The 22,685-nt window shown below is 32.2% G+C and carries 20 protein-coding genes and 1 other RNA gene; 7 read left to right on the top strand and 14 right to left on the bottom strand.

Annotated features, from left to right (window positions below; translation table 11 throughout):
- Positions 1 to 26 precede the first annotated feature (26 nt).
- Positions 27 to 998: a DUF3667 domain-containing protein gene (locus tag FNB79_RS14055; RefSeq protein WP_143381954.1), complete on the top strand. Its 972-nt coding sequence runs from the start codon at positions 27 to 29 to the stop codon at positions 996 to 998.
- Between the two features lie 15 nt (positions 999 to 1,013).
- Here the strand turns inward: FNB79_RS14055 and uvrA are convergent, their stop codons facing one another.
- Complete coding sequence (gene uvrA / locus FNB79_RS14050; protein ID WP_143381953.1) at positions 1,014 to 3,797, bottom strand: excinuclease ABC subunit UvrA; 2,784 nt, start codon at positions 3,795 to 3,797, stop codon at positions 1,014 to 1,016.
- 239 nt (positions 3,798 to 4,036) lie between these two features.
- Between uvrA and FNB79_RS14045 the strand changes: the two genes are divergently transcribed.
- Positions 4,037 to 4,621, top strand: a complete 585-nt coding sequence (locus FNB79_RS14045) for an RNA polymerase sigma factor (RefSeq protein WP_143381952.1) — start codon at positions 4,037 to 4,039, stop codon at positions 4,619 to 4,621.
- 217 nt (positions 4,622 to 4,838) lie between these two features.
- Here FNB79_RS14045 and FNB79_RS14040 read toward each other — a convergent pair whose 3' ends face one another.
- The gene (locus tag FNB79_RS14040; RefSeq protein ID WP_143381951.1) at positions 4,839 to 5,498 is read right to left on the bottom strand and encodes an endonuclease III domain-containing protein; all 660 of its coding nucleotides are present in this window, start codon (positions 5,496 to 5,498) and stop codon (positions 4,839 to 4,841) included.
- Positions 5,499 to 5,527: 29 nt separating this feature from the next.
- On the opposite strand from FNB79_RS14040, the gene bcp reads away from it, so the two are divergent.
- The gene (gene bcp, locus FNB79_RS14035) at positions 5,528 to 5,980 is read left to right on the top strand and encodes a thioredoxin-dependent thiol peroxidase (RefSeq protein ID WP_143381950.1); all 453 of its coding nucleotides are present in this window, start codon (positions 5,528 to 5,530) and stop codon (positions 5,978 to 5,980) included.
- Here the strand turns inward: bcp and FNB79_RS14030 are convergent.
- Complete coding sequence (locus FNB79_RS14030; protein ID WP_143381949.1) at positions 5,977 to 6,897, bottom strand: hypothetical protein; 921 nt, start codon at positions 6,895 to 6,897, stop codon at positions 5,977 to 5,979. The two genes, bcp and FNB79_RS14030, sit on opposite strands and share 4 nt — an antisense overlap.
- Positions 6,898 to 6,984: 87 nt before the next feature.
- Between FNB79_RS14030 and FNB79_RS14025 the strand changes: the two genes are divergently transcribed.
- Positions 6,985 to 8,133: a cysteine desulfurase family protein gene (locus FNB79_RS14025; RefSeq protein WP_143381948.1), complete on the top strand. Its 1,149-nt coding sequence runs from the start codon at positions 6,985 to 6,987 to the stop codon at positions 8,131 to 8,133.
- 5 nt (positions 8,134 to 8,138) lie between these two features.
- Here the strand turns inward: FNB79_RS14025 and miaE are convergent, their stop codons facing one another.
- From miaE to FNB79_RS14010, 3 genes are read right to left on the bottom strand one after another with little or no spacing between them, the layout of a single operon-like run.
- Positions 8,139 to 8,720 carry a tRNA-(ms[2]io[6]A)-hydroxylase gene (miaE, locus tag FNB79_RS14020; protein WP_143381947.1) on the bottom strand — a complete coding sequence of 194 codons (582 nt, stop codon included), beginning with the start codon at positions 8,718 to 8,720 and terminating at the stop codon, positions 8,139 to 8,141.
- Between the two features lie 12 nt (positions 8,721 to 8,732).
- A complete protein-coding gene (locus FNB79_RS14015) occupies positions 8,733 to 9,314 on the bottom strand; it encodes a hypothetical protein (protein WP_143381946.1) in 582 nt (193 codons plus the stop codon).
- Positions 9,307 to 11,058 (bottom strand): DNA polymerase III subunit gamma/tau, encoded by a 1,752-nt coding sequence (locus FNB79_RS14010; RefSeq protein ID WP_143381945.1) that lies wholly within the window; start codon positions 11,056 to 11,058, stop codon positions 9,307 to 9,309. Before FNB79_RS14010 ends, FNB79_RS14015 begins: the two co-directional genes overlap by 8 nt.
- A gap of 146 nt (positions 11,059 to 11,204) precedes the next feature.
- On the opposite strand from FNB79_RS14010, the gene rnpB reads away from it, so the two are divergent.
- An RNA gene (gene rnpB, locus FNB79_RS14005) (RNase P RNA component class A) lies at positions 11,205 to 11,517 on the top strand.
- An 83-nt stretch (positions 11,518 to 11,600) separates the two neighbouring features.
- Here rnpB and FNB79_RS14000 read toward each other — a convergent pair.
- The 4 genes from FNB79_RS14000 to FNB79_RS13985 form a co-directional block, all read right to left on the bottom strand.
- Positions 11,601 to 12,122, bottom strand: a complete 522-nt coding sequence (locus FNB79_RS14000) for a nuclear transport factor 2 family protein (protein WP_143381944.1) — start codon at positions 12,120 to 12,122, stop codon at positions 11,601 to 11,603.
- A 202-nt stretch (positions 12,123 to 12,324) separates the two neighbouring features.
- Positions 12,325 to 12,882, bottom strand: a complete 558-nt coding sequence (gene rsmD, locus FNB79_RS13995; RefSeq protein ID WP_143381943.1) for a 16S rRNA (guanine(966)-N(2))-methyltransferase RsmD — start codon at positions 12,880 to 12,882, stop codon at positions 12,325 to 12,327.
- Positions 12,882 to 13,703, bottom strand: a complete 822-nt coding sequence (locus FNB79_RS13990) for a DUF3822 family protein (protein ID WP_143381942.1) — start codon at positions 13,701 to 13,703, stop codon at positions 12,882 to 12,884. The genes rsmD and FNB79_RS13990 overlap by 1 nt, the downstream gene beginning before the upstream one ends.
- Positions 13,687 to 14,433, bottom strand: coding sequence for a hypothetical protein (locus FNB79_RS13985; protein WP_143381941.1), 747 nt, complete (start codon positions 14,431 to 14,433; stop codon positions 13,687 to 13,689). Before FNB79_RS13985 ends, FNB79_RS13990 begins: the two co-directional genes overlap by 17 nt.
- Before the next feature lie 127 nt (positions 14,434 to 14,560).
- Between FNB79_RS13985 and FNB79_RS13980 the strand changes: the two genes are divergently transcribed.
- Positions 14,561 to 15,988: an ATP-dependent DNA helicase gene (locus tag FNB79_RS13980; protein WP_143381940.1), complete on the top strand. Its 1,428-nt coding sequence runs from the start codon at positions 14,561 to 14,563 to the stop codon at positions 15,986 to 15,988.
- A gap of 169 nt (positions 15,989 to 16,157) precedes the next feature.
- Here FNB79_RS13980 and FNB79_RS13975 read toward each other — a convergent pair whose 3' ends face one another.
- The 3 genes from FNB79_RS13975 to FNB79_RS13965 all read right to left on the bottom strand — a co-directional run bounded on the left by FNB79_RS13975 (position 16,158) and on the right by FNB79_RS13965 (position 19,364).
- Positions 16,158 to 17,108 carry a D-2-hydroxyacid dehydrogenase gene (locus FNB79_RS13975; RefSeq protein WP_143382639.1) on the bottom strand — a complete coding sequence of 317 codons (951 nt, stop codon included), beginning with the start codon at positions 17,106 to 17,108 and terminating at the stop codon, positions 16,158 to 16,160.
- A 54-nt stretch (positions 17,109 to 17,162) separates the two neighbouring features.
- Positions 17,163 to 18,227, bottom strand: a complete 1,065-nt coding sequence (gene serC / locus FNB79_RS13970; RefSeq protein ID WP_143381939.1) for a 3-phosphoserine/phosphohydroxythreonine transaminase — start codon at positions 18,225 to 18,227, stop codon at positions 17,163 to 17,165.
- A 78-nt stretch (positions 18,228 to 18,305) separates the two neighbouring features.
- A complete protein-coding gene (locus tag FNB79_RS13965; RefSeq protein WP_143381938.1) occupies positions 18,306 to 19,364 on the bottom strand; it encodes an acyl-CoA reductase in 1,059 nt (352 codons plus the stop codon).
- 69 nt (positions 19,365 to 19,433) lie between these two features.
- Here FNB79_RS13965 and FNB79_RS13960 point away from each other — a divergent pair, with 69 nt between their 5' ends.
- On the top strand, positions 19,434 to 19,787 hold the full coding sequence (locus FNB79_RS13960) for a 4Fe-4S dicluster domain-containing protein (protein ID WP_143381937.1): 354 nt from the start codon (positions 19,434 to 19,436) through the stop codon (positions 19,785 to 19,787).
- Positions 19,788 to 19,857: 70 nt separating this feature from the next.
- On the opposite strand, the gene FNB79_RS13955 is transcribed toward FNB79_RS13960, so the two are convergent.
- Positions 19,858 to 22,575 carry a TonB-dependent receptor gene (locus FNB79_RS13955; protein ID WP_143381936.1) on the bottom strand — a complete coding sequence of 906 codons (2,718 nt, stop codon included), beginning with the start codon at positions 22,573 to 22,575 and terminating at the stop codon, positions 19,858 to 19,860.
- Positions 22,576 to 22,685: the final 110 nt, after the last annotated feature.

Genomic DNA, 22,685 nt, shown 5'->3' with positions numbered 1-22,685 from the left:
TCACTTTTTTGTTTTTAATTCTTTGTATGAGTAAAACCTGTAAAAACTGCGATTTTAGTTTTGATGAAGCATTTAAGTATTGCCCAAATTGTGGGCAAAATTATCATGATGAATTAACTGTTAATGACATTTTTAAAAATACCATTAATAATTACTTTTCTGTAGATGCACGTTTTTTTAAAAGCTTTTTTCCTTTATTATTTAAACCTGGGTTTTTAGCTATTCAATTTGTTGAAGGTAGACGATTAAAATATTTAAACCCGGCACAATTTTATTTGTTTGCTAGTGTGTTGTTTTTCTTTTTGTATTCTTTTCAAGTGAAAAAACATGAACAGCGTATAGATGCAGAAGTAGAACAAAACTTTAAAGTCATGGATGCTTTTGTAGAAAATGATACTTTAAATGTACATAAAGAAGAGGTAGAGCAACTTGAAATACAATTTAATAATGGTAAAAAATCAAAATTTAATCGGTTTACTTTAGATTCTTTAGTACAAGCAGGAGCCTCTGGAGAACAAGTATTGAAAGGGCTGGAAGTAAACCCTGATGCAAGTACTTTTGAAAAAAAGTTTTACTTACAAATTTTTAAATTTTATAAACATAAAAGTAGTTCACCATTAATAGATACTTTTTATAATTATGTACCCATTTCATTATTTGTATTACTACCTATTTTTGCATTCTTTTTATACATAATGCATTATAAAAAAAGATATTATGCAGAACATTTAGTATTTAGTTTATACTATTTTGCCTTCCTATTTATAATGTTTAGTGTTTTTACACTTGCTCATTTTTTCTTTGAATTATCATCTTCTTTTAATCTTCTAATATTAGTGCTAAGTTTTGTATACTTGTCTTTTGCAATACATAGGTTTTATAAATGCAGAAAAAGAACTAGCGTTTTAAAAGCAGCATTAATTTCAGTCGTATTTGTCTCACTAATTATTCCTGTAGCCTTTATTATTATTGGGACTGCTGCATTTTTGTTTTATTAAAAATAAAATATGAACTTAAATTTTATCTTTTAGGTATTTAGCCGTTACACTATTTTTATTTTTTACAAGTTCTTCCGGCGTACCAAAAGCTACAATTTCACCACCATATTCACCACCTCCAGGACCAAGATCTATAATATAATCGGCACATTTTATGAGCTCTAAATTGTGTTCTACTACAATAATAGAATGTCCTTTGTCTATCAAAGCTCTAAACGATTTTAATAATTTTTGAATATCGTGAAAATGCAATCCTGTCGTAGGCTCATCAAAAATAAAAAGAGCCTTTTCTTTAGTACTTCCTTTACCTAAAAATGTAGCTAATTTTATACGTTGTGCTTCACCACCCGATAGGGTAGAAGAGCTTTGCCCTAAAGTGACATACCCTAAACCAACATCTTGTAAGGGTTGTAATTTATTTTTTATTTTGGTTTCTTTATATAAATCGAAAAATGCAATAGCATCATCAATGGTCATGTTTAACACATCATCTATAGATTTATCTTGAAACGTAACCTCTAAAACTTCTTTTTTAAATCGTTTTCCGTTACACGTTTCGCACTGCAAATGCACATCGGCCATAAACTGCATTTCAATAGTAACTTCACCTTCACCTTTACAGGTTTCACAACGTCCGCCATCAACATTAAACGAAAAATGTTTGGCTTTATAATCACGTATTTTGCTTAATTTCTGATTGGCATATAAATTTCTAATATCGTCGTAAGCCTTAACGTAAGTAACTGGATTAGAACGGGACGATCGACCAATAGGGTTTTGGTCTATAAATTCGATGTGTTTTATGGTACTATAATTCCCTTTTAATTCTGAAAACTGACCAGGCTTGTCTCCAAACCCTGTTAATTCTTTTTGAATGGCTGGGTATAATATCTTTTTTACCAATGTACTTTTTCCACTACCAGAAACCCCAGTTACTACGGTAAGCATATTTAATGGAAATGTAGCGTTTACATGTTTTAAGTTGTGTTCGCGCGCACCAATAATTTCTATTTGATATTTAGAAGTCAAGCGTTTTTCAGGCACTTTAATTTCTAAATCCCCATTTAAATATTTTGCGGTTAAAGACTCCGAGTTTAGTATGTTTTGATAGGTTCCTGTAGCCACAACTTCTCCTCCAAATGTACCAGCTTCTGGTCCGATATCTATAATCTCGTCTGCAGCTTGCATAATATCTTCATCGTGTTCTACGACGATTACAGTATTTCCTAAATCGCGTAATGCTTTTAAAACCCCAATTAAGCGCTCTGTATCTTTTGGGTGTAATCCAATACTTGGTTCGTCTAGTATATACATAGACCCCACTAAACTACTACCTAAAGAAGTTGCTAAATTTATTCGCTGACTTTCACCACCAGATAAGGTGTTAGATCGTCTGTTAAGCGTTAAGTAATTTAGGCCTACATTAGATAAAAACTCTAAACGACTATTAATTTCCTTAAGTAATCTTTTAGATATTTGAGTATCATTCTCATTCAACTCTAAGGCTTTAAAAAAATCAGCCAATTTATCTAACGGTAATTCTACTAAATCGGTAATGGTTTTTCCTTCAATTTTAACGTAATTGGCTTCTGCTCGTAAACGTTTACCTTGGCACGTTTTACATTTTGTTTTTCCGCGATAACGAGAAAGCATAACACGATTCTGAATTTTATAAGCTTTAGCTTCTAATTCGGCAAAGAAACTCGATAAGCCTTCAAAATACTGATTACCATCCCAAATGAGTTGTTTCTGGGCATCGGATAATTCAAAATAAGGTTTATGTATAGGGAAATTAAATTTATGAGAATTATTAACTAATTGGTCTCTGTACCAACTCATACTTTCGCCTCGCCAAGGAAAAATAGCATTTTCAAAAACAGAAAGTGCGGTGTTAGGAACCACTAAATCGTCGTCTATACCTACTACATCGCCATAACCTTCGCATGTTGGACAAGCACCATAAGGGTTGTTAAAGCTAAATAAATGAACATTAGGTTCTAAGAACGAAAGACCATCTAATTCAAAATTATTACTAAAATTACGAGTGGTGTTATCGCTTAAACTTTCAATAGAACAGCTGCCTTTCCCTTCGTAAAATGCTGTTTGTACTGCATCGGCCAATCTATTAAAGAAATCTTCATTAGCTCTATAAATAATACGGTCTACAACAAGTTCAATAGCTTCAACTGTGGTATTTTCAGGAGCATCTTCAATACGTACAACATTTCCATTAACTTTAATTCTGGCGTATCCTTGTTGTTTTAAAGCATTTAATTTGTCTTTTAAATCTCTGCCTTCTTCAAGTACAATGGGAGCCAGGAGTAATAATTTGTCACCATCTTTAAATGTTTGTACATATGAAATTACGTCGGTAACTGTATCTTTTTTTACTTCATGTCCAGAAACAGGTGAATATGTTCTACCTATTCTAGCGAATAATAATTTTAAATAATCATAAACCTCTGTAGTTGTCCCAACAGTAGATCTTGGATTTGTAGAATTTACCTTTTGTTCAATTGCAATAGCGGGAGCTATACCTTTTATGTAGTCTACTTTTGGTTTATTTAATCGTCCTAAAAATTGTCTGGCATAACTAGATAAACTTTCTACATAGCGGCGTTGCCCTTCTGCGTATAAAGTATCGAATGCCAAACTAGATTTTCCAGACCCTGAAAGTCCTGTAATTACTACCAGTTTATTTCTAGGAATAACAACATCAATATTTTTAAGATTATGCAGTTTTGCACCTTTAATAATAATGTTTTCTTTAGGGTTTACTTCAGAAAGGGTCTTGTTCATAGCTATTTTTAAGTATAGTTTACAAAGATAACATAAGTATTTAAGCTTAGAAAATAGATTGTTGCCCTTTAAAATGTTAAATAAATTATAAATTATTTTTTATGATTTGTTTAAGAATATTTATATATTTGGACACATCAATAAATAATAAATACAGCCTATAAAGCACAATTACTTTTAAAACTTTTTAACCTAAATTAAAGAAGATCCGTTCTTCTTTTGTCTTAAAAGAAATTGATATGCAAAAAGAACCAACCACCGATGCTGTATTAGTAAATCATTACATTCGAGGAAACGAAGCCGCTTTAGAAACCTTAATTATAAGACATAAGCAAAAAATATACAGTTTTATTTATTCTAAAGTTTTTGATCAAGATGTCGCCGAAGATATTTTTCAGGACACTTTTATAAAGGTGATTAACACTTTAAAAATGGGTAATTATAATGAAGAAGGAAAATTTATTCCTTGGGTAATGCGAATTGCTCATAATCTGGTTATCGATCATTTTAGAAAAAATAATCGTATGCCTAAATTTGACAATTCTGGAGCATTTAGTATTTTTTCTGTTTTAAGTGATTCTTCTTTAAATGCTGAAAAACAAATTATAAAAGAACAAGTTGAAACTGATGTAAGACGTTTAATAGAAGAGTTACCAGAAGATCAAAAAGAAGTAATTCTTATGCGTATGTATAATGATATGAGTTTTAAAGAAATTTCGGATAAAACAGGTGTAAGTATAAATACTGCTTTGGGTAGAATGCGTTATGCTTTAATAAATATGAGAAAAATGATAGATAAAAATAATATCGTTTTAACAAATTAGCATAATAAACTTAAAAAATTGCCGTTATATGTATTATAACAATAAAAGTATATAAATGGCTAAACTTTACTCTAAGACATCTAATCAATTTCAATTAAACCCTAAGAGAGAAACTTTAAAATTTCTTTTAGATTATTCGAAATCGTTACGCATTGTAAATTGTAACACTGAAAAATTTAAAATAAGTATTAATTAAAACAAAGGAGTGTTGATATACTCAGGGTTTCTTTGTTTTATAATACTTCTCAAGTTCAGTTTTTCTACCAATGGTTTTGGTAATAATGTCTTTTTCTAAATCCCAACCCCGGGCAGGCGAATACTCGCGACCATACCAAATAATTTGTAAATGTAAGTCGTTCCATAATTCTTTTGGAAATAAGCGTTTTGCATCTTTTTCGGTTTGAACCACATTTTTTCCGCTACTTAAATTCCATCTATACATTAAACGTTGTATGTGTGTATCTACAGGAAAGGCAGGAATTCCAAAAGCTTGAGAAAGCACTACAGCAGCCGTTTTATGTCCTACTGCTGGCAATTCTTCAAGTTCTTCATAAGTTTTAGGCACTTCACCATTATGTTTATCAATTAAAATCTGAGATAGACCATGAATGCCTTTACTCTTCATAGGAGATAATCCTACTGGTTTTATAATATCTCTAATCTCTTCAACAGTAAGTTTAACCATATCGTATGGATTATCTGCTTTTTCAAAAAGTAGTGGTGTAATCTGATTTACACGAACATCTGTACTTTGGGCAGACATAAGTACAGCTATTAATAAGGTATAGGGATCTTTGTGATCTAATGGAATTGGAATTTCTGGATATAATGCTTTTAATGTATTTATAACAAAGTCTACTTTTTCTTGTTTAGTCATTATTGTACTTTTGAATAAAATTAATAATTATGACAACTTTAAAAATAGGAGACAAGGCTCCAGATTTTTCTGCCAAGGATCAAAATGGCAATATAATTTCTTTAAATGATTATAAAGGAAAAAAATTAGTGATTTTTTTCTATCCTAAAGCAAGTACACCAGGTTGTACTGTAGAAGCATGTAATTTAAGAGATAATTTTGAGCGTTTTAAAGCTTTAAATTATGAAATACTGGGTGTAAGTGCCGATAGTGAAAAACGCCAATTAAATTTTAAAAATAAACATGAATTTCAATATCCTTTATTAGCAGATGAAGATAAAACTGTAATTAATGCTTTTGGAGTTTGGGGTCCTAAAAAATTTATGGGTCGTGAATATGATGGTATACACAGAACCACTTTTGTAATTAATGAGGACGGCATTATAGATGATATAATCTTAAAAGTAAAAACAAAAGCACACGCCGATCAGATTTTAGATTAAAAATCTGGGGTAACGTAGCGTTCAGTTTCTGTATCGTCATCATCTAAAGTACCCAAATAAAAAACATCTTGACTCACACCTGGCAATTGTATATTGGTTAACACTGTTGTAACTTCATAAGATTGCTGTATGGTGTGCTGTCTGTATGCTGTTGCTGGAACTTTAGTAGCAACATCTGGGTTTAAATAATCTGCACCCACACTGCTAAAAGTAATATCATTAGCCGGATTTTGGTCTTGAGTTTTATTTTCTTCATCTCTGGTTAATACGCCATCTCCGTCATCATCTGGATCTAAATAATCCGGAATACCATCGCCATCAGTATCTAATGAATCTACAAATTCACCTTCATCTTCATCATAGTTAGGCGATTCACTACTGGTTTTAATATTATCGCCATCATCATCATCATCTAAATAATCAGGAATACCATCACCATCAGTATCTGTTGGGTTTGTACTCGGGTCGTCATCGCCATCTAAATTTGCATCTTCAACATCTGCAGGAATGCCGTCATTGTCATCTTCTGTTAAGATTGTAGTAATAGTTGCTTCTCCAGAAGTACTTTCTAAATCGTTAGTTATAGTAACATCTGATGGCGGTACATCGTTACAGAAAAAATCTGAAGGATCATTGTCGTAAGACCGGTAATTAAATGGGTTTGAAGCACTAATATCTATGGTAGTCACTAAAGTATTATCATCTTCTACCTCTAAAAGATCTGCTAAAGTAAGTTCTGGATCTGTAATTTGTAGGGATAGTGATTCGTAGGGATCGTCTTTTATGTTGTAAAAGACCAGTTCTCCACAATTTTCGTAAGTACTATCAAAATCAAATTCAGCAGTGATAATATCACCATCATCACAAGATATAAATGAGACTAAACTCAAACAAAGAATAAACGAAAACTTACGCATAGAAATTAATTTAAAGACAAAAATAATGATTTGATAAATTATAAATAGACTTATTGAAAATAATTTTAATTGAAGTAAATTTGCGGTATGAAAAAGGTTTATCTTGATAGTGCTGCGACAACGAAAATGCATAGCGAAGTTATTGATAAAATGACAGAAGTTATGACAACGATTTATGGAAACCCATCTTCTTCCCACAGTTTTGGGCGTGCCTCTAAAACCATTGTCGAGACTGCTAGAAAGAATATAGCCAAGGAATTAAATGTTACTGCAGGAGAAATTTTTTTTACATCTGGAGGTACAGAAGCCGATAATTTAGTGCTGTTAAATGCTGTAAGAGATTTAGGTGTTAAGCGAATTATTACTTCTAAAATAGAACATCACGCTGTATTACATACCCTAGATTATTTAGTTAAAAATGATAATATTGATGTGAGTTATGTAGGTTTAAATAGCGATGGGACTGTTAAATTTGATGATTTAGAAGAGATATTACATCAATCTGATGTTAAAACGCTAGTTTCATTAATGCATGTAAATAATGAAATAGGAACTATTTTAGATCTTAAACGTACTGCAGAAATTTGTAAAAAATATAAGGCACTTTTTCATAGTGATACGGTACAATCTATCGGGCATTATAAATTAGACTTACAAGATATTCCTGTAGATTTTGTTGTGTCTAGTGCTCATAAATTTCACGGACCTAAAGGTGTTGGTTTTGTATTTATTAGAAAACATTCGGGAGTTAATCCATTAATACATGGAGGTGAACAAGAACGGGGTTTGCGTGCAGGAACAGAGGCTGTACATAATATTGTAGGCTTAGAAATTGCTTTTACACTTGCGTATAAAAATTTAGATTCAGACCGGAATGCTATTACTGCCCTAAAACACTATTTTTGTACAGAACTTTTAAAAGCAATTCCAGAGATTTCGTTTAATGCAGATTCGTCAAATTTAGACCATACTGCCTATACCATATTAAATGTGCGTTTCCCTTTTAAAGCTCATAAAACGCAAATGCTTTTATTTCAATTAGATTTAAAAGGTATAGCATGCTCCCGAGGTAGTGCTTGCCAAAGTGGAAGCCAAAAAGGGTCTCATGTTTTAGCTGAAATTTTAAAAGAAGACGAATATTTGAAACCTTCGTTAAGATTCTCGTTTTCTAAATATAACACTAAGGAAGATGTAGACTATGTGATTGAAACATTGCAAGCATTTGGGGCTAATTAGTTAGACTATCCATGAATGGTTTCACTCTTACTTAAGTCTTTCATAATCTCAGCTTCAAAGTCTAATAAAGCTTGCCATTTTTTATCAACTTCATTTCTGTCGCCATATTCTCTTGCATAACCTAGAAACATAGTATAATGGTTGGCTTCACTAACCATTAATTTTCTATAAAATTCTGCTAATTCTTTGTCTGCTAATTCTTCAGATAAGAGTCTAAAGCGTTCACAACTTCTAGCTTCAATTAAAGCAGCGTACAACAAGCGGTGTACTAGTTGCGTAGTTCTGCTTCCGCCTTTTGGAAAAAAAGTAAGAAGTTTTAAAACATATTCATCTTTTCTGTCTCGTCCTAAAACCCAACCTTTTTCTAAAATCTTATCATGAACCATTTTAAAATGGCTAATTTCTTCTTTAACTAAAGCTACCATTTCTTGTACTAGAGCAGTATATTCAGGAAAACTAACAATTAATGAAATGGCAGTACTAGTTGCTTTTTGTTCACAATAGGCATGATCGGTTAAAATGTCTTCCACATTTTTTTCAACAATATTTACCCATCTAGGATCTGTTGGTAATTTTAAGCCTAACATAGTCTTTAATTTTTAGTTTTTTAATTCAGTGATTTTATAGTTGCCTGTTTCAAATATTTTGAGCAAATACGATTTAGTATCTGTAACCTGATCTGGTTTGCAATATAATATACGTAATAAAATTGCATCTTGTACTGCAAAATTACCATCGTCAATCCAAATACTATTTAAGCGATAGCCTTGTAAAGTTTCTTCTGCACCTTTAATATTTTTACCGATAAATGTTTTTGAAACAATTTGATTAAAAATAGTAGTTTTTTTTAGGCTTACAGAGACTTCGGCCAATGCATTTCTGTAAAATGTTTTAATATTTAAACTGTCTTTAATTTCAGACTTTATAATATTGGAGTTCATAGCCAGATAAGTTTTAATATGAACCTGATATCCGCTATGTAATAAGGTGTCTGTGACGGTTTCTGTATAGGTTTCTGGATTGTAAATAATACGTTCAGAAAAAGACTCTAGCAAACCATTTTCTTCTAAAATTTGTTGTGGCTTTTTGTGTAATTTATCTTGACCATCACAACTAAATAGAATTAAAATTAGTAGTGAAATAAAGATTTGTAAAATACTTTTAGTTAAATTTTTAAACATCTAAATCAAAAGCTTTTCTTAATAGGTCTAAATTTGGATTTTTCTCGCACATTCTTTCAAATTTCTCGCGAGGTGTATATGCATATTGCTTTTCTTTTTCTTCATTAATTTCAATCTCTAAACTAACATCAAAATTATTTAAACGTTTTCTAATAAAACTCATTAAATGAAATTGATTTCTTTCAACTTCCACCTTATTGGTTTGGTTAGGAAATACAATGCTAATGGTTGTTTTATCTTTTAATTTTGGTACATCTATAGATAGAATAGAAGCCAAATTAAATTGTCCCTCGGTTTCAATAATACTTACATAATCTTTCCATGCTGCTTGCATATCTTCCTCCATAAAATCGTCTGTAGGAAGATTTATTTCATCATAAACAACTTCATTTTGCTTAATTTCATGTTCTTTTTTGGCACGTATACTCTTTAAAGATAAGCCAGATGTACGTTTGTTTTCTTTATTTAAAACAATTTTAGGAACATCGGTATCTGCAAATTTAGAAGGTGTTGGTTGTTTTGTAGCTGTTTGAGTAGCTGTATTTGTAGGGGCTGTAGTGGCTTTTTCTTTATTTTCTGAGGCGTTAGTACTCGATATTTCTGGTTTTTTTATCGGAATAGGAGTAATGCCTTTTGCTCTAAAATATGAAGGCGGAATTATGTAACGTTTGCTATTTTTTTTTTCTCCATCAAAAGTGATAGAGGCAAGTTGCATGAGACAAAGTTCGACGAGGAGTCGTTGGTTTTTACTAGATTTATATTTGAGATCGCAGTCGTTAGCAAGTTCTATTCCTTGTAACAAAAAAGATTGAGGCGATTTGTTTGCTTGCTCTAAATACTTTTGCTTTGTTTCTTCTCCTACTTCTAAAAGTTCAACAGTTTGTGGTGTTTTACATACTAACAAATCTCGAAAGTGCGAGGCTAAACCAGCGATATAATGCTGTCCGTCAAAACCTTTAGATAAAGTAGTGTTAAATTGTAATAATAATTGAGGAATGTTGTGTTCTAAAATAAAGTCTGTACTTGTAAAAAATGTTTCATAGTCAAGTACGTTTAAATTTTCTGTAACCGCTTGTCGTGTTAAATTTTTACCAGAAAAACTAACAACACGATCAAAAATTGAAAGCGCATCACGCATGGCACCATCTGCTTTTTGAGCAATAATGTGTAAAGCATCATCTTCTGCAGTTATACCTTGCTCTTCGGCAATATATTTTAAATAGTCTTTAGCATCTTTAACAGTAATACGTTTAAAATCAAATATCTGACATCTGGATAGGATGGTAGGAATAATTTTATGTTTTTCTGTAGTTGCTAAAATAAAAATACAATGTTTTGGAGGCTCTTCTAAAGTTTTTAAAAATGCATTAAAAGCGGCTTGAGAGAGCATATGTACCTCGTCAATAATATATACTTTATATTGACCAATTTGTGGAGGAATTCTTACTTGATCTGTAAGATTTCTAATATCATCTACTGAATTATTCGAAGCGGCATCGAGTTCAAACACATTAAAAGCAAAATCTTCATCTGTATGTTCTCCCTTTTTACTGTTAATCATTTTGGCTAGAATACGTGCACAACTGGTTTTTCCAACACCTCGAGGCCCTGTAAATAAAAGTGCTTGCGCCAAATGATTATGTTCTATGGCGTTTAATAATGTATTGGTAATAGCTTGTTGCCCAACTACATCTTTAAATGTTTGAGGTCTATATTTACGAGCCGATACAATAAAATGTTCCATAGAAATTCTTAGAACAACAAAGTTAAAAATTAAGGGTATATTTTAAAGAGATGGCGATTAAAAATACTATGAGTTATTAACAATTTTAGAAATTTAATAAAAGTAACTTTAATAGTATTACTTAGTAATTATTGTATTTTTGCGCTCAAGTAAATCGCCTTATCGCTATTCTATTAAGAATGGAGGAAAGTCCGAACACCATAGTGCAACATAGTGGTTAATGGCCACCAGTCGTGAGATTAGGAAAAGTGCAACAGAAAGTATGTACAGGTAATGCTGTAGTGAAACCGGGTAAACTCTATGTGGTGCAATGCCATGTATACCAATGTTTGAGGGCGGCACGTCCGATGCTGGAGGGTAGGCAGCTAAAGTGTATTAGTAATAATACATTCAGATAAATGATAAGGGCTTTTTCTTTTAGAAAAAGTACAGGATTCGGCTTATAGATTTACTTATATAAACAAGCCCTTTTTTATAGTATAAAAAAGGGCTTTGTTTCATTTTGGTTGGTTGTTTATATATAATATTTGGTTGGTATATTATTATTTATCTTCTTCTAAGGTTTCTTCCAAATTTTCTAATTTTTTAGAAGCCATCTCATCGAAAGCGATGTAGCTAGGTAAATTATCCCAATAGCTGTATTCTTTTACAATTTTACCATCTTCAAATAAAAATCGAGAAATAATAGGTACTTCTATAACTTTTTCACCTCCTTTTAAGGTTCCTTTCCAATGGGCCCAACTATTAACCCATTTTTCTCCAGCATCATTTATTATCATTTCACATTTTACACCACCTTCAAAGGTGTAATCCGCAATTAATTCGCGTCCTTCTTTCCCTTCTTTTATAACATCCGAAGCAGACTTAGATTCGAAAGAATTTTCATAAATCTTTGCATCTTCAGCATAAAGTTCAGTTAAGGCATCATAATTATTATCTTCAAAATATTTATGTAACGTTTTAATTGTTTCTATTTCTGGAGAAGATGTAGTATACTGTTTAACGGGTTCTTTACACGAAAGCATAATAGTTAAAGAAAATGCGACAAATAAAAGTTTTTTCATAATATACAAAAAGTATTAAACGGTTATAATCTATGTGATTAACGCAAACTAAATTACATATTTTATATTTATTTTAACATGAAATTTATGAATAATTTTAAAATTAATTTGAAAACGTTTGAGTTAAATTAATTTTAAAAAAACCTTAAAGCTTGTAAAGTGTTTTGTGTGAGGAGTTTATGTGTTTTTGTGAATTTTTATATTAATTTTCTGTTTCTAAGTTTGGTTTGCTAAAGAAACTAAACGTGTTTCCTCCATAGCTTTTTGAGTGGTTATAGTGTTCTAAATTAGATAAATCTGTATGTTTAGAATGCTCTACAATTAATAAACCATCATCTTCTAGAAGGTTGTTTTGAAAAACTAGTTCTGGAATTTTGCTAAATTCTTCCAAAGGAAAGGCGTACGGTGGATCTGCAAAAATTATAGTAGATTTTAAACTGGTTTGTTCAAGAAACTTAAATACATCACTTTTTATTACCTGCAAAGGCATCTCAAAAGTTTTCGCTGTATCGCTTATAAATTTAGTACATCCAAATTCCTGGTCTACACATGTAATTTGTTTAGTGCCACGAGAAGCGAATTCGTAACTAATACTCCCAATTCCTGCAAATAAATCTAGAACAGAAATATCTTCAAAATAGTAATTATTATTTAATATATTAAATAAGGCTTCTTTAGCCATATCTGTTGTAGGGCGAACAGGCAACTTTTTAGGTGCATTAATTCTTCTTCCTTTGTATAATCCAGATATTATTCGCATTAAAAACTGTTTAAGATCACAAACTCTGTATGTGGAGTTTCTAGTTGTTGATTGTGTGTATATTGTTGTTTGTGGGTGCCAAATGATATATTACGTACATATTTATATGCAATAGTATATAACTCACTATCTTCTAAAATATCTCCAATACATACAATTTGAATTGTTTCTGGGTTTAATTTTAGTTGCTCTAATGTAAATAATACATAATAAATAAAATCTTCTTTAGTATTATACTCAAATGTATTATAAAACTGTAATGCACCATTAAAAACACTAATTATTTCAAAATTTCTTAATCCAACGTGTACATAGAGTTTAGGCTCGTTTGCATTTTTCTCTAGTTGTAAAATACTTTCAATTAAAATTGTAGATGCATGTTTATAGGTAAATGCTCCAAAGTGTTCATAAATAAAATTATTTACGTTTACATAAGGCACATAAACATTTACACTGTCATTAATATCTATTGCATCAAAAGTAATAAAATCAGATTTTAATATTTTAGAGTTGTATTTTAAATAATCGGCTAAGTGCTCTTCGTTAAATAGGGGAGCAGGTACTAGAGTAGATAGTTCATTGCTATGAATTAATTGAATACTATTAAATTGGTCTTGTAAGCAAACTTCGGATTTAAATAGAGCCTGTACGTGTTCTAATAATTTGTAAGGCGTTTCGTAATTATCAAATTGTATGTGTTTTAAAACATCTATGGTGTTAGAAATACGATTTAATGTACAAAAAGAAAGTCCACTCAAACTAATTTGAATGGACAATTCTCTATATGTTGTAATATGTGGGTTGCTATTCGTCGTCCCCATATGTTTTTGGCCAGTTACCATTTGTTTTAACTTCTGTCATAGAACCTACCATTAATGCATCTCCGTTTACATCGTCTACTGCAATAACTTGGTTTTCTTGAACAACTAAATCTGGTTCTTGATCAAATAAGATTACATTTTTCTTAACAGATGCTTCAAAAACAGGAATCTTAACATCGTTTTGATCTATAGTTCCAGCTTCCATTTTAAATTTAGCCCCTTCTGGACCAATTCCAGCAGGAAGGTTCATCATTGTTTTGTAACGAGAAGAATTCTTAAATAATGAATCTTTAACAGGTACAAACCCTAATGTATCAATAATAATAATATCTTTTGTAGTTTCTACACCACCATATCTTTTTGTTAACTCTTCGTCAATAACAGTAGAGTCACGACGTTGTGTAATTGTGTATTTAGCTGTATCAATAAATTTAATTAAGTGGTCAAAATCTGCTGCAAAAGTTCCTGTAACTTGTTTGTGAGCTAATTGGGCGTCTCTTATGTCAATAAGTTTTTCGATAACTACAGCATAACGTTTCTGTTTAACTTGATTGAATTGGATAGGCATGTAAACTGACATAAATGTTTGGTATCCTAGAAAAGCAATAAGAAGCCAAAGTGCAATAATTATAACAGGTTTTAAACCTGATGGTAAAAATTTGTCAATCAGCCAAACTAAACCAATTGTAAGCAGAATAGAACCAACTGCAATAAGAATTATTGTAAGCATAGTGTTTTTTGTTAATTAATTTTATTAAAGGTCTAACGCAAATCTACAATTTTTTTTTATTCGTTAAAACCTATGAGAGTAAAAATCATTGCTATCTTTGAATAAATTTTTTTCTGAAGCTCAATAAATGAATGCATCCCAATTTTATTCCCTTATAAAACAGCAGTTTCCGTTTAATCCAACCGAAAAACAAAATTTTGTATTAATTCAATTATCTGAATTTATTTTTAATCCAGACCCTAAATCACTTTATTTACTAAAGGGGTACGCTGGAACAGGTAAAACCACTATTGTCAGCACTATAGTGAATAATTTATGGAAAATTAAAAAAAGTGCCGTTTTAATGGCTCCAACTGGTCGTGCTGCAAAAGTTATTTCAAATTATTCTAAAAAAGAAGCGTTTACCATTCATAAAAAAATCTATTTTCCAAGAAAAGATAGAGGTGGAGGTGTGAAATTTGTGTTGCAACCTAATAAGCATAAAAACACTATATTTATAGTAGATGAAGCCTCTATGATTCCAGATACTCCAGGCGACTCTAAACTGTTTGAAAATGGCTCTTTACTAGACGATTTAATGCAATATGTGTATAGTGGTCATCAATGTAAACTATTGCTAATTGGTGATACCGCACAGTTACCACCAGTAAAACTAGATGTTAGTCCAGCTTTAGAGCAAAAATCTCTAATTTTAAATTATGATAAGGAGGTTGTTAGTATGGAACTTGACGAAGTAGTAAGGCAAGAACAAGATTCAGGTATTTTATTTAATGCAACCATTCTTCGAGAAACACTTTCCGGCGTTTTTTACGATAGTTTTAAGTTTAATGTTTTGCCATTTAAAGATATAGTAAGGTTAATAGGTGGACAAGAAATTATGGATGCTATTAACGATTGTTATAGCGATTTAGGTAATGAAGAAACTTCAATTATTGTTAGAAGTAACAAGCGTGCAAATCTTTACAATCAGCAAATTAGAAGCAGAATATTATTCAATGAGAATGAATTGTCTGCAGGTGATTATTTAATGATTGTTAAGAATAATTATTTTTGGTTAAAGCCTTCTTCTGAAGCTGGATTTATTGCAAATGGTGATATTATAGAGGTTCTAGAAATTTTTTCTATTAAAGAATTATACGGTTTTCGTTTTGCGGAAGTTAAAGTGAGAATGGTAGATTACCCAAGAATGCACCCTTTTGAAACGGTGTTGCTCTTAGATACAATATCTGCAGAATCTCCATCCTTGCCTTATGAAGATTCTAATAGGCTATATCAAGAGGTTTTAAAAGATTATGAAGACGAAAGTAGTAGTTATAAGCGGTTTAGTAAGGTTAAAGCAAACAAATACTTTAATGCATTGCAGGTTAAATTTTCTTACGCAATAACATGTCATAAATCGCAAGGAGGACAGTGGAATACGGTGTTTGTAGAGCAGCCCTATTTGCCTAACGGAATAGATAAAGATTATTTGCGTTGGTTATATACTGCTGTAACACGTGCTAAAGAAAAACTTTATTTAATTGGGTTTAAAGATGAGTTTTTTGAAGAAGATTGAATATAATGTGTGAAATGGATTAAACGGATTTAAAATAGCTTTTAGACCGCTGTAATGATGTATTAAGAGGTGTTTAAATCGTTTTATAAGTAGAGCAATTAGATGATATATAAAAAAAACCGTTTAAAAATTATTTAAACGGTTTTTTTGTAATTATATGTTCATAAAATTATAGTAAGATACTAGCAATTTGTTGTGCTAATTCTGTTCCAATTCTATCTTGGGCTTCATTTGTTGCAGCACCTGTATGTGGTGTTAATGATAAAGAAGGATTCATTAATAGTCCCATTTCTGGTTGTGGTTCTTTTTCAAATACATCTAAAGCGGCTCTAGCAATTTTACCGCTTTCAATTGCTTTTACAAGAGCAAGTTCATCTACAACCCCACCACGAGCAGCATTTACTAATATAGCGCCATCTTTCATGCTATTTAATTCTGTTTCACCAATAACATATCCATCTTGGGCTGGTACATGTAAAGTTAAAAAGTCGGCTTGTTTTAAAACCTCTTCTTTAGATATGGTTTTGATTTCAAAACTTACAGTTTGTCCATCAAAGAACTCTAATTGTAAATCTGCTTTCTCTAAAAATGGGTCGAAAGCAACAACTTTCATACCTGCTCCTAGGGCAACTTTAGCAGTTGCTTGACCAATACGACCAAAACCAAGTACACCTAAAGTTTTTCCTTTAAGTTCTGTTCCTTTAGCGTATGCTTTCTTTAATCCTTTAAAGTTTTTATCACCTTCTAAAGGCATATCTCTGTTTGCGTTGTGTAAGAAACGTGCCAATCCGTATAGGTGTCCAAAAACTAATTCTGCAACCGAGTGTGAAGATGCTGCAGGAGTATTTATAACTTTTAGTCCTTTTTCGCGAGCATATTCAACATCAATGTTGTCCATACCAACACCACCACGACCAATAATTTTAAGGCTAGGGCAGGCATCTATTAAGTCTTTACGTACAGTTGTTGCACTTCTAACTAATAACACCACAATTTGGTTTTCGTTAATGTAATTAATTAATTGTTCTTGTGCTACTGTAGTTGTGATCACTTCAAATCCATCTTTTTCTAAAGCGTCAATTCCGCTTTGAGAAATACCGTCGTTTGCTAATACTTTCATAAGATTTGTTGTCATAAAAATGACATTGATTTTATAATTGATTAATTTGTTTGATTATGCTTTTCTTTCCAATTCGCTCATTACTTCAACAAGAGCAGCAACGCTACTTAAAGGTAAAGCGTTATACATAGAAGCTCTGTATCCACCAACACTTCTGTGTCCGTTAATACCATTCATACCAGCTTCTTTTGCTAAAGCGTCAAAAGTGTCTTTTAAACTTTCGTCTACTAAGTTAAAAGTTGCATTCATTATAGAGCGGTCTTCTTTAGCTGCAAACCCTTTAAATAATGGGTTTAAATCTATTTCAGAATACATTAATTGGGCTTTCTTTTCGTTTTCTTTTTCAATAGCAGCAATTCCACCCAAATCTTTTAACCATTGTAGGGTTAACATAGAGGTGTATACAGCAAAAACAGGAGGTGTGTTAAACATACTGTCTTTGTCTATAAAATTTTTGTAATCTAGCATAGATGGGATTGCGCGAGTTACTTTACCTAAAACGTCTTCTTTTATTACAATAAGAGTTGTTCCTGCAGGCCCCATGTTTTTTTGAGCACCAGCATAAATTAAGTCGAATTTAGAAAAGTCTAGCGTTCTAGAGAAAATATCACTACTCATGTCGCAAACCATAGGTACAGGACTCGTAGGAAATTCTTTTATTTGTGTACCGAATATGGTGTTGTTAGATGTACAGTGAAAATAATCTAAGTCTGAAGGTACTGTAAACCCTTTAGGAATATAATTGTAGTTTGCGTCTTTAGACGAAGCAACTTCTACAACATCTCCAAAAAGTTTGGCTTCTTTTATGGATTTTGCAGCCCAAGTACCAGTGTTTAAATAGCCTGCTTTAGTTTCTAATAAATTGTACGCAGCCATTAAAAATTGAGTGCTTGCGCCACCTTGTAAAAATAATGCTTTGTAGCCTTTGCCTTCTAAGCCAAGTAATTCTATAGCTAATGCACTAGCATTTTCCATAACCTCAATAAAAGGTTTGCTTCTGTGCGATATTTCAATTAGAGATAAACCGCTATTGTTAAAATCGATTACGGCTTCTGAAGCTTTAAGTAATACTTCTTGAGGAAGAATACATGGGCCAGCACTAAAATTGTGTTTTTTCATTATTTCGATAATTTTGTGATAAGCACAAAGGTGGTAAATAATTGATGAATTTATATAATAAAATTAATATTTTTTATGCTAAATTTTTAATAAAAACGCCACAGTATCAACGTTATCGGCATAATCCCACAGCTTTGGGGATTGGGTGTTTCCGAAAACAATTTCGTGTTCTGTAAAGTCTTTAGAAACAATGCATTGTATTTTAGACTTTTTTGAAATTAATTCGTTTTTTAGCGAATTTACATCGTTGTAGTACTCGTAAAAAAGGGTTGCAATTGGCGAAGAAAAACTTGGATCTTCTTTAATCATTAAAAAGCCATTTTCTAACATATCAAACTCGCTCATTAAATATACAGCTTTGTTGTAATCGTAATTATTGGCATATTTATGATCGTTAATTACGTCTTTCCACTTATACATTGCTTGAAAAAAGTTTTGAAAATCATACTGCTTTGGCACGTATAATTTTGAAACATTTCTGCAGCCTAAACCGTAATATCTAAAAATATCATCGGCTAAACCTTCTAAGTCTTCAGTTGTTTCATTTCCTGTTAAAACAGCGACAGAGTTTCTGTTTTTTCTAATAATAGCCGGTTTGTCTTTAAAATAATATTCAAAATAACGTGCTGTATTATCGCTTCCTGTTGCTATAACCGCATCAAACTGATCTAATTTCCCGTCTACAAATAAGATTTTAGATTTAAATTCTGGCTCTATATATTCTAAATATTTTGCTAAAAAGGGTAATAGGTGTTTGTCGTTAGACGATTGTTTTACAATTACTTCATGCCCAGTTATTAAAACCGATAGAAAGTCGTGAAATCCAACCAAGGGTATATTTCCGGCCATAATTATAGCTACTCTCTTTGCAGGATTTGAGTTGAATGTATACGGTTTAAGCCAGGTATTAATATTGTTTTCCGTTAAAGATTCTGCCCAACCGTTTAGTGCAAATGTTAAGTTGTCTGTGTTAAACCATTTGTTTTGTTCCTGAGCTATTTTTAATTGATGTTTAAAGCCGTCAAAAAATAAATCATTAAAAGGAATGTTCTCTTTTTTTTGAGGAATGTTGTTTGTAAACTGGCGTATAAAATCGCCTAATTTAATAAAAGCTTTAATTCTTTGCTCTAAATTCATAGTCTAATTTGGTTATGAAAGGTTTTGGCTTTATTTTAGCCGCAACAAAGTTAGAAAAAGAAATACGCTATGGCAATTATAATAACAGACGAATGTATAAATTGTGGGGCTTGCGAACCAGAATGCCCTAATACAGCTATTTATGAAGGCGCAGACGATTGGAGATATAAAGACGGAACGAGTTTAGATGGTAAAGTTGTACTTCCTGATGGGAAAGAGGTGGATGCAGATGAAGCTCAAGAGCCTATTAGTGATGAACTTTATTATATTGTACCCGATAAATGTACTGAATGTAAAGGGTTTCATGAAGAACCACAATGTGCGGCAGTATGCCCAGTAGATTGTTGTGTGCCTGATGATGACCATGTAGAAACCGAAGAAGAATTATTGGGGAAACAACGTTTTATGCATCCTGAAGATTAATTTAATTACAATATTAATTGGAAAGCCGAGCGTATGCTCGGCTTTTTTTGTTTTACAACTTCTTCTGTATTTAGAAACTAAAACCAAGTCTTGTAAAAATGTATCTTCCGTCAGATCCCATTTGTACAGAGTCGGCTAGACCACCTTGGTCCGACCAACCATCAAATTGCGGAGTTGGGTAGGTGTTAAATAAATTATTAGCTCCTAGTGTTAAATTTATGTTTTCGGTAAACGCGTAACCTAAGCTTAAGTCTACAATTAGTTTTGCTTTATATGTATCTGTGGCTACAAGTTTTAAAGCATCTGCTTCTTCAAAAGTAACAGGAGGTGAGTCTACCCATTGAAAATCTTGGAGTTTAACTTCGCTAAACTGTGTTAGAGCTACATTTGCATTAAATTTAGAGACAGAATACCCAAGGTTTAATCCGAATTTATAATCGGGAGCAGCTGCTTCTAAGTAAGCTTGTGAAAACGGGCTAAAGAATCTTAATTCGGCTTCTTCATCTGTCATGCTACTGCCTTCAAATTCAGGAGTGTTAATGCTTTTAATTTTTAATTTATTTAAGTTTCCTATTAATCCAAGGTTAAGATTGCTATTGTTTCCTACAGAAAATTTATAGTTTAATACAATATCTAACCCGGTGGTTTGTGTGTCTACACCATTTGCAAAAAATTGAGCAGCATCAACATTTAAAGGTCCTAAAATCGCTTGATCTGTAAAGTTGTCTGTTAAAATAATGCGGTCATCTACATTAATTAAATATCCATCTATTGTTGCGGTAAATCCGTTTTTCTTAAAGGTAAACCCTAGGCTGCTGTTAAATGCTTTTTCTTCTTTTAAATCTTCTATACCAAAAGCTTTGGTTACTGTACTGTTATTAGCAGAAAGTAATGAAGGGATAGATTCTCCAGCAACTATATTGGTAAATATTAAGTTATAATACAGTTGTGCTAATGAAGGAGCTCTAAACCCAGTAGAGATAGACCCTCTTATGGCTAAGGCTTCATTTAGTAATTTGTATCGGGTAGCGAGTTTGAAATTAAAAGTGTTTCCAAGGTCGCTATAGTTTTCAAATCGTAATGCGCCACCTATTAAAAAATCATCTGTTACATTTAATTCAGAATCTAAATAGATACCATAGTTTGTTCTGCTTCTGTCAACTTCGTTATCTGGGCTATAACCAGGAAAACCTTGAGATCCGCCAGGTAAAACATCGCCGTTAGTATCTGTAGCAACATTTTGTAAACTTGGATTTGTAAGCACAACACCATTTTCGTCGTACAAAGAATAAGATTCAATTTCTCCAGCAAAAATGCCAAAGTTTTCAGTCCGGTATTCTAATCCAAAAGCAAGACTTAGCCCAGATGCTACAGCGTCGTAATACTTGTTAAAGTCTATACCAGTAGTATTTTGAGATAGATAGTGACCTCCAGCATCAAAATCTACTGGCGAAGCATCTTTCATAGACGCATTATTACTGTCCTTTATGTAATAATGAAAATTATTTTTACCATAGGTATTATTAAAATCTAAAGTCCATCCATTGCTCATTTCATGTTTAACTCCAGCAGATACAGAAACATCTGTGATATTTGATGTTATTTTAGGGGTGAACCCATCAGGGTATAAGCTCGGCACACTTCTGTTGTCTCCGTCTTCAAAACTATCTCTAGAAAAAGCATACGCTTCTGTGTCTCTAAAGTTACGGCCACCAAATGCATAAACTTCTGTGGTATTTCCTATAGGAATTGCTGTATTTACCATAAAATTAAAACTTTCTACACCTGCGCTTCCATAACCTTTACGCCAAGAAAAACCAGGGCGTAATGTGTTGTCTCGAGATAATAATTCGGTTGTAAAATTTACATATCCGCCATCATTACCAATGTCTACACCGTAGTTTAGGTCTAGTTTAACGGTTTCTCCATCGTAATTTTTATCTTTTCCGTCTAGTCTGTTTTTGCCTTCAACATTATATAATGTTTCTCCGGTTTTTTTTTCCCATCCATCTCCAATTGCAGTGCTGTAAGCTCCGTAAGTAAGCCCTCCAGTTATGCCTTCTGTATTGTCTTTAAGTACGATGTTTATTACACCAGCGATTGCGTCAGAACCATATTGAGCAGAGGCGCCATCTCTTAATACTTCAATCCTTTTAATTGCAGATGCAGGAATTGCATTTAAATCGGTCCCTGAATTTCCACGGCCTCGGGTCCCGAAAATATTTACTAAAGACGATTGGTGTCTGCGTTTTCCGTTAATTAATACTAGGGTTTGATCCGGCCCTAGGCCTCTAAGTGATGCAGGGACAACGTGATCTGCGCCATCCGATCCAGATTGTTTGCTGGCATTAAATGAAGGTGCTGCATATTGTAGAATTTCGTTAACTTCAACTTTACCTGTAGTTGTTGCTATTTCTGCAACATCTAAAACATCTACGGGTACAGCAGAATCTGTAATCGTGCGTTTTGAGTTTCTGGAGCCTACAAGTACAATTTCATCAAGGCCAACACCTTCTATAAGGGTAATGTTTAATGTTGTCTGGCCATTTACCGGAACTTCTTTGGTGTTGTAGCCGACAAAGCTAAAAACTAATGTGGCGTTGTCGCTAACATTTATACTGTAATTTCCATCAAAATCGGCGACTACGCCATTAGAAGTGCCTTTTTCAATAATATTAACACTAGGTACAGGTAAGCCTTCACCATCTATTATTGTTCCTGTTACGGTTTGTCCCGAGGTAAGTTGAAAATAAAAAAGAGAGAGTAATAAAAAGGATAATTGTTTCATAAGGTTGTTTTTATTGGTTGTTAATTAAAGATATGTAAATAAGTGATTTAACTAAAATTTACTTGCAAAGTTGTGGGGTATTTTGTTAAGAATTAGAGAATTGTTAATTG

The organism is Formosa sediminum (genome assembly GCF_007197735.1).
In the GTDB taxonomy this organism is placed as follows: Bacteria; Bacteroidota; Bacteroidia; order Flavobacteriales; family Flavobacteriaceae; genus Formosa; species Formosa sediminum.
The sequence above is the reverse complement of the archived record's forward strand: the minus strand, read 5'-3'. Positions and strand labels throughout refer to the sequence as shown.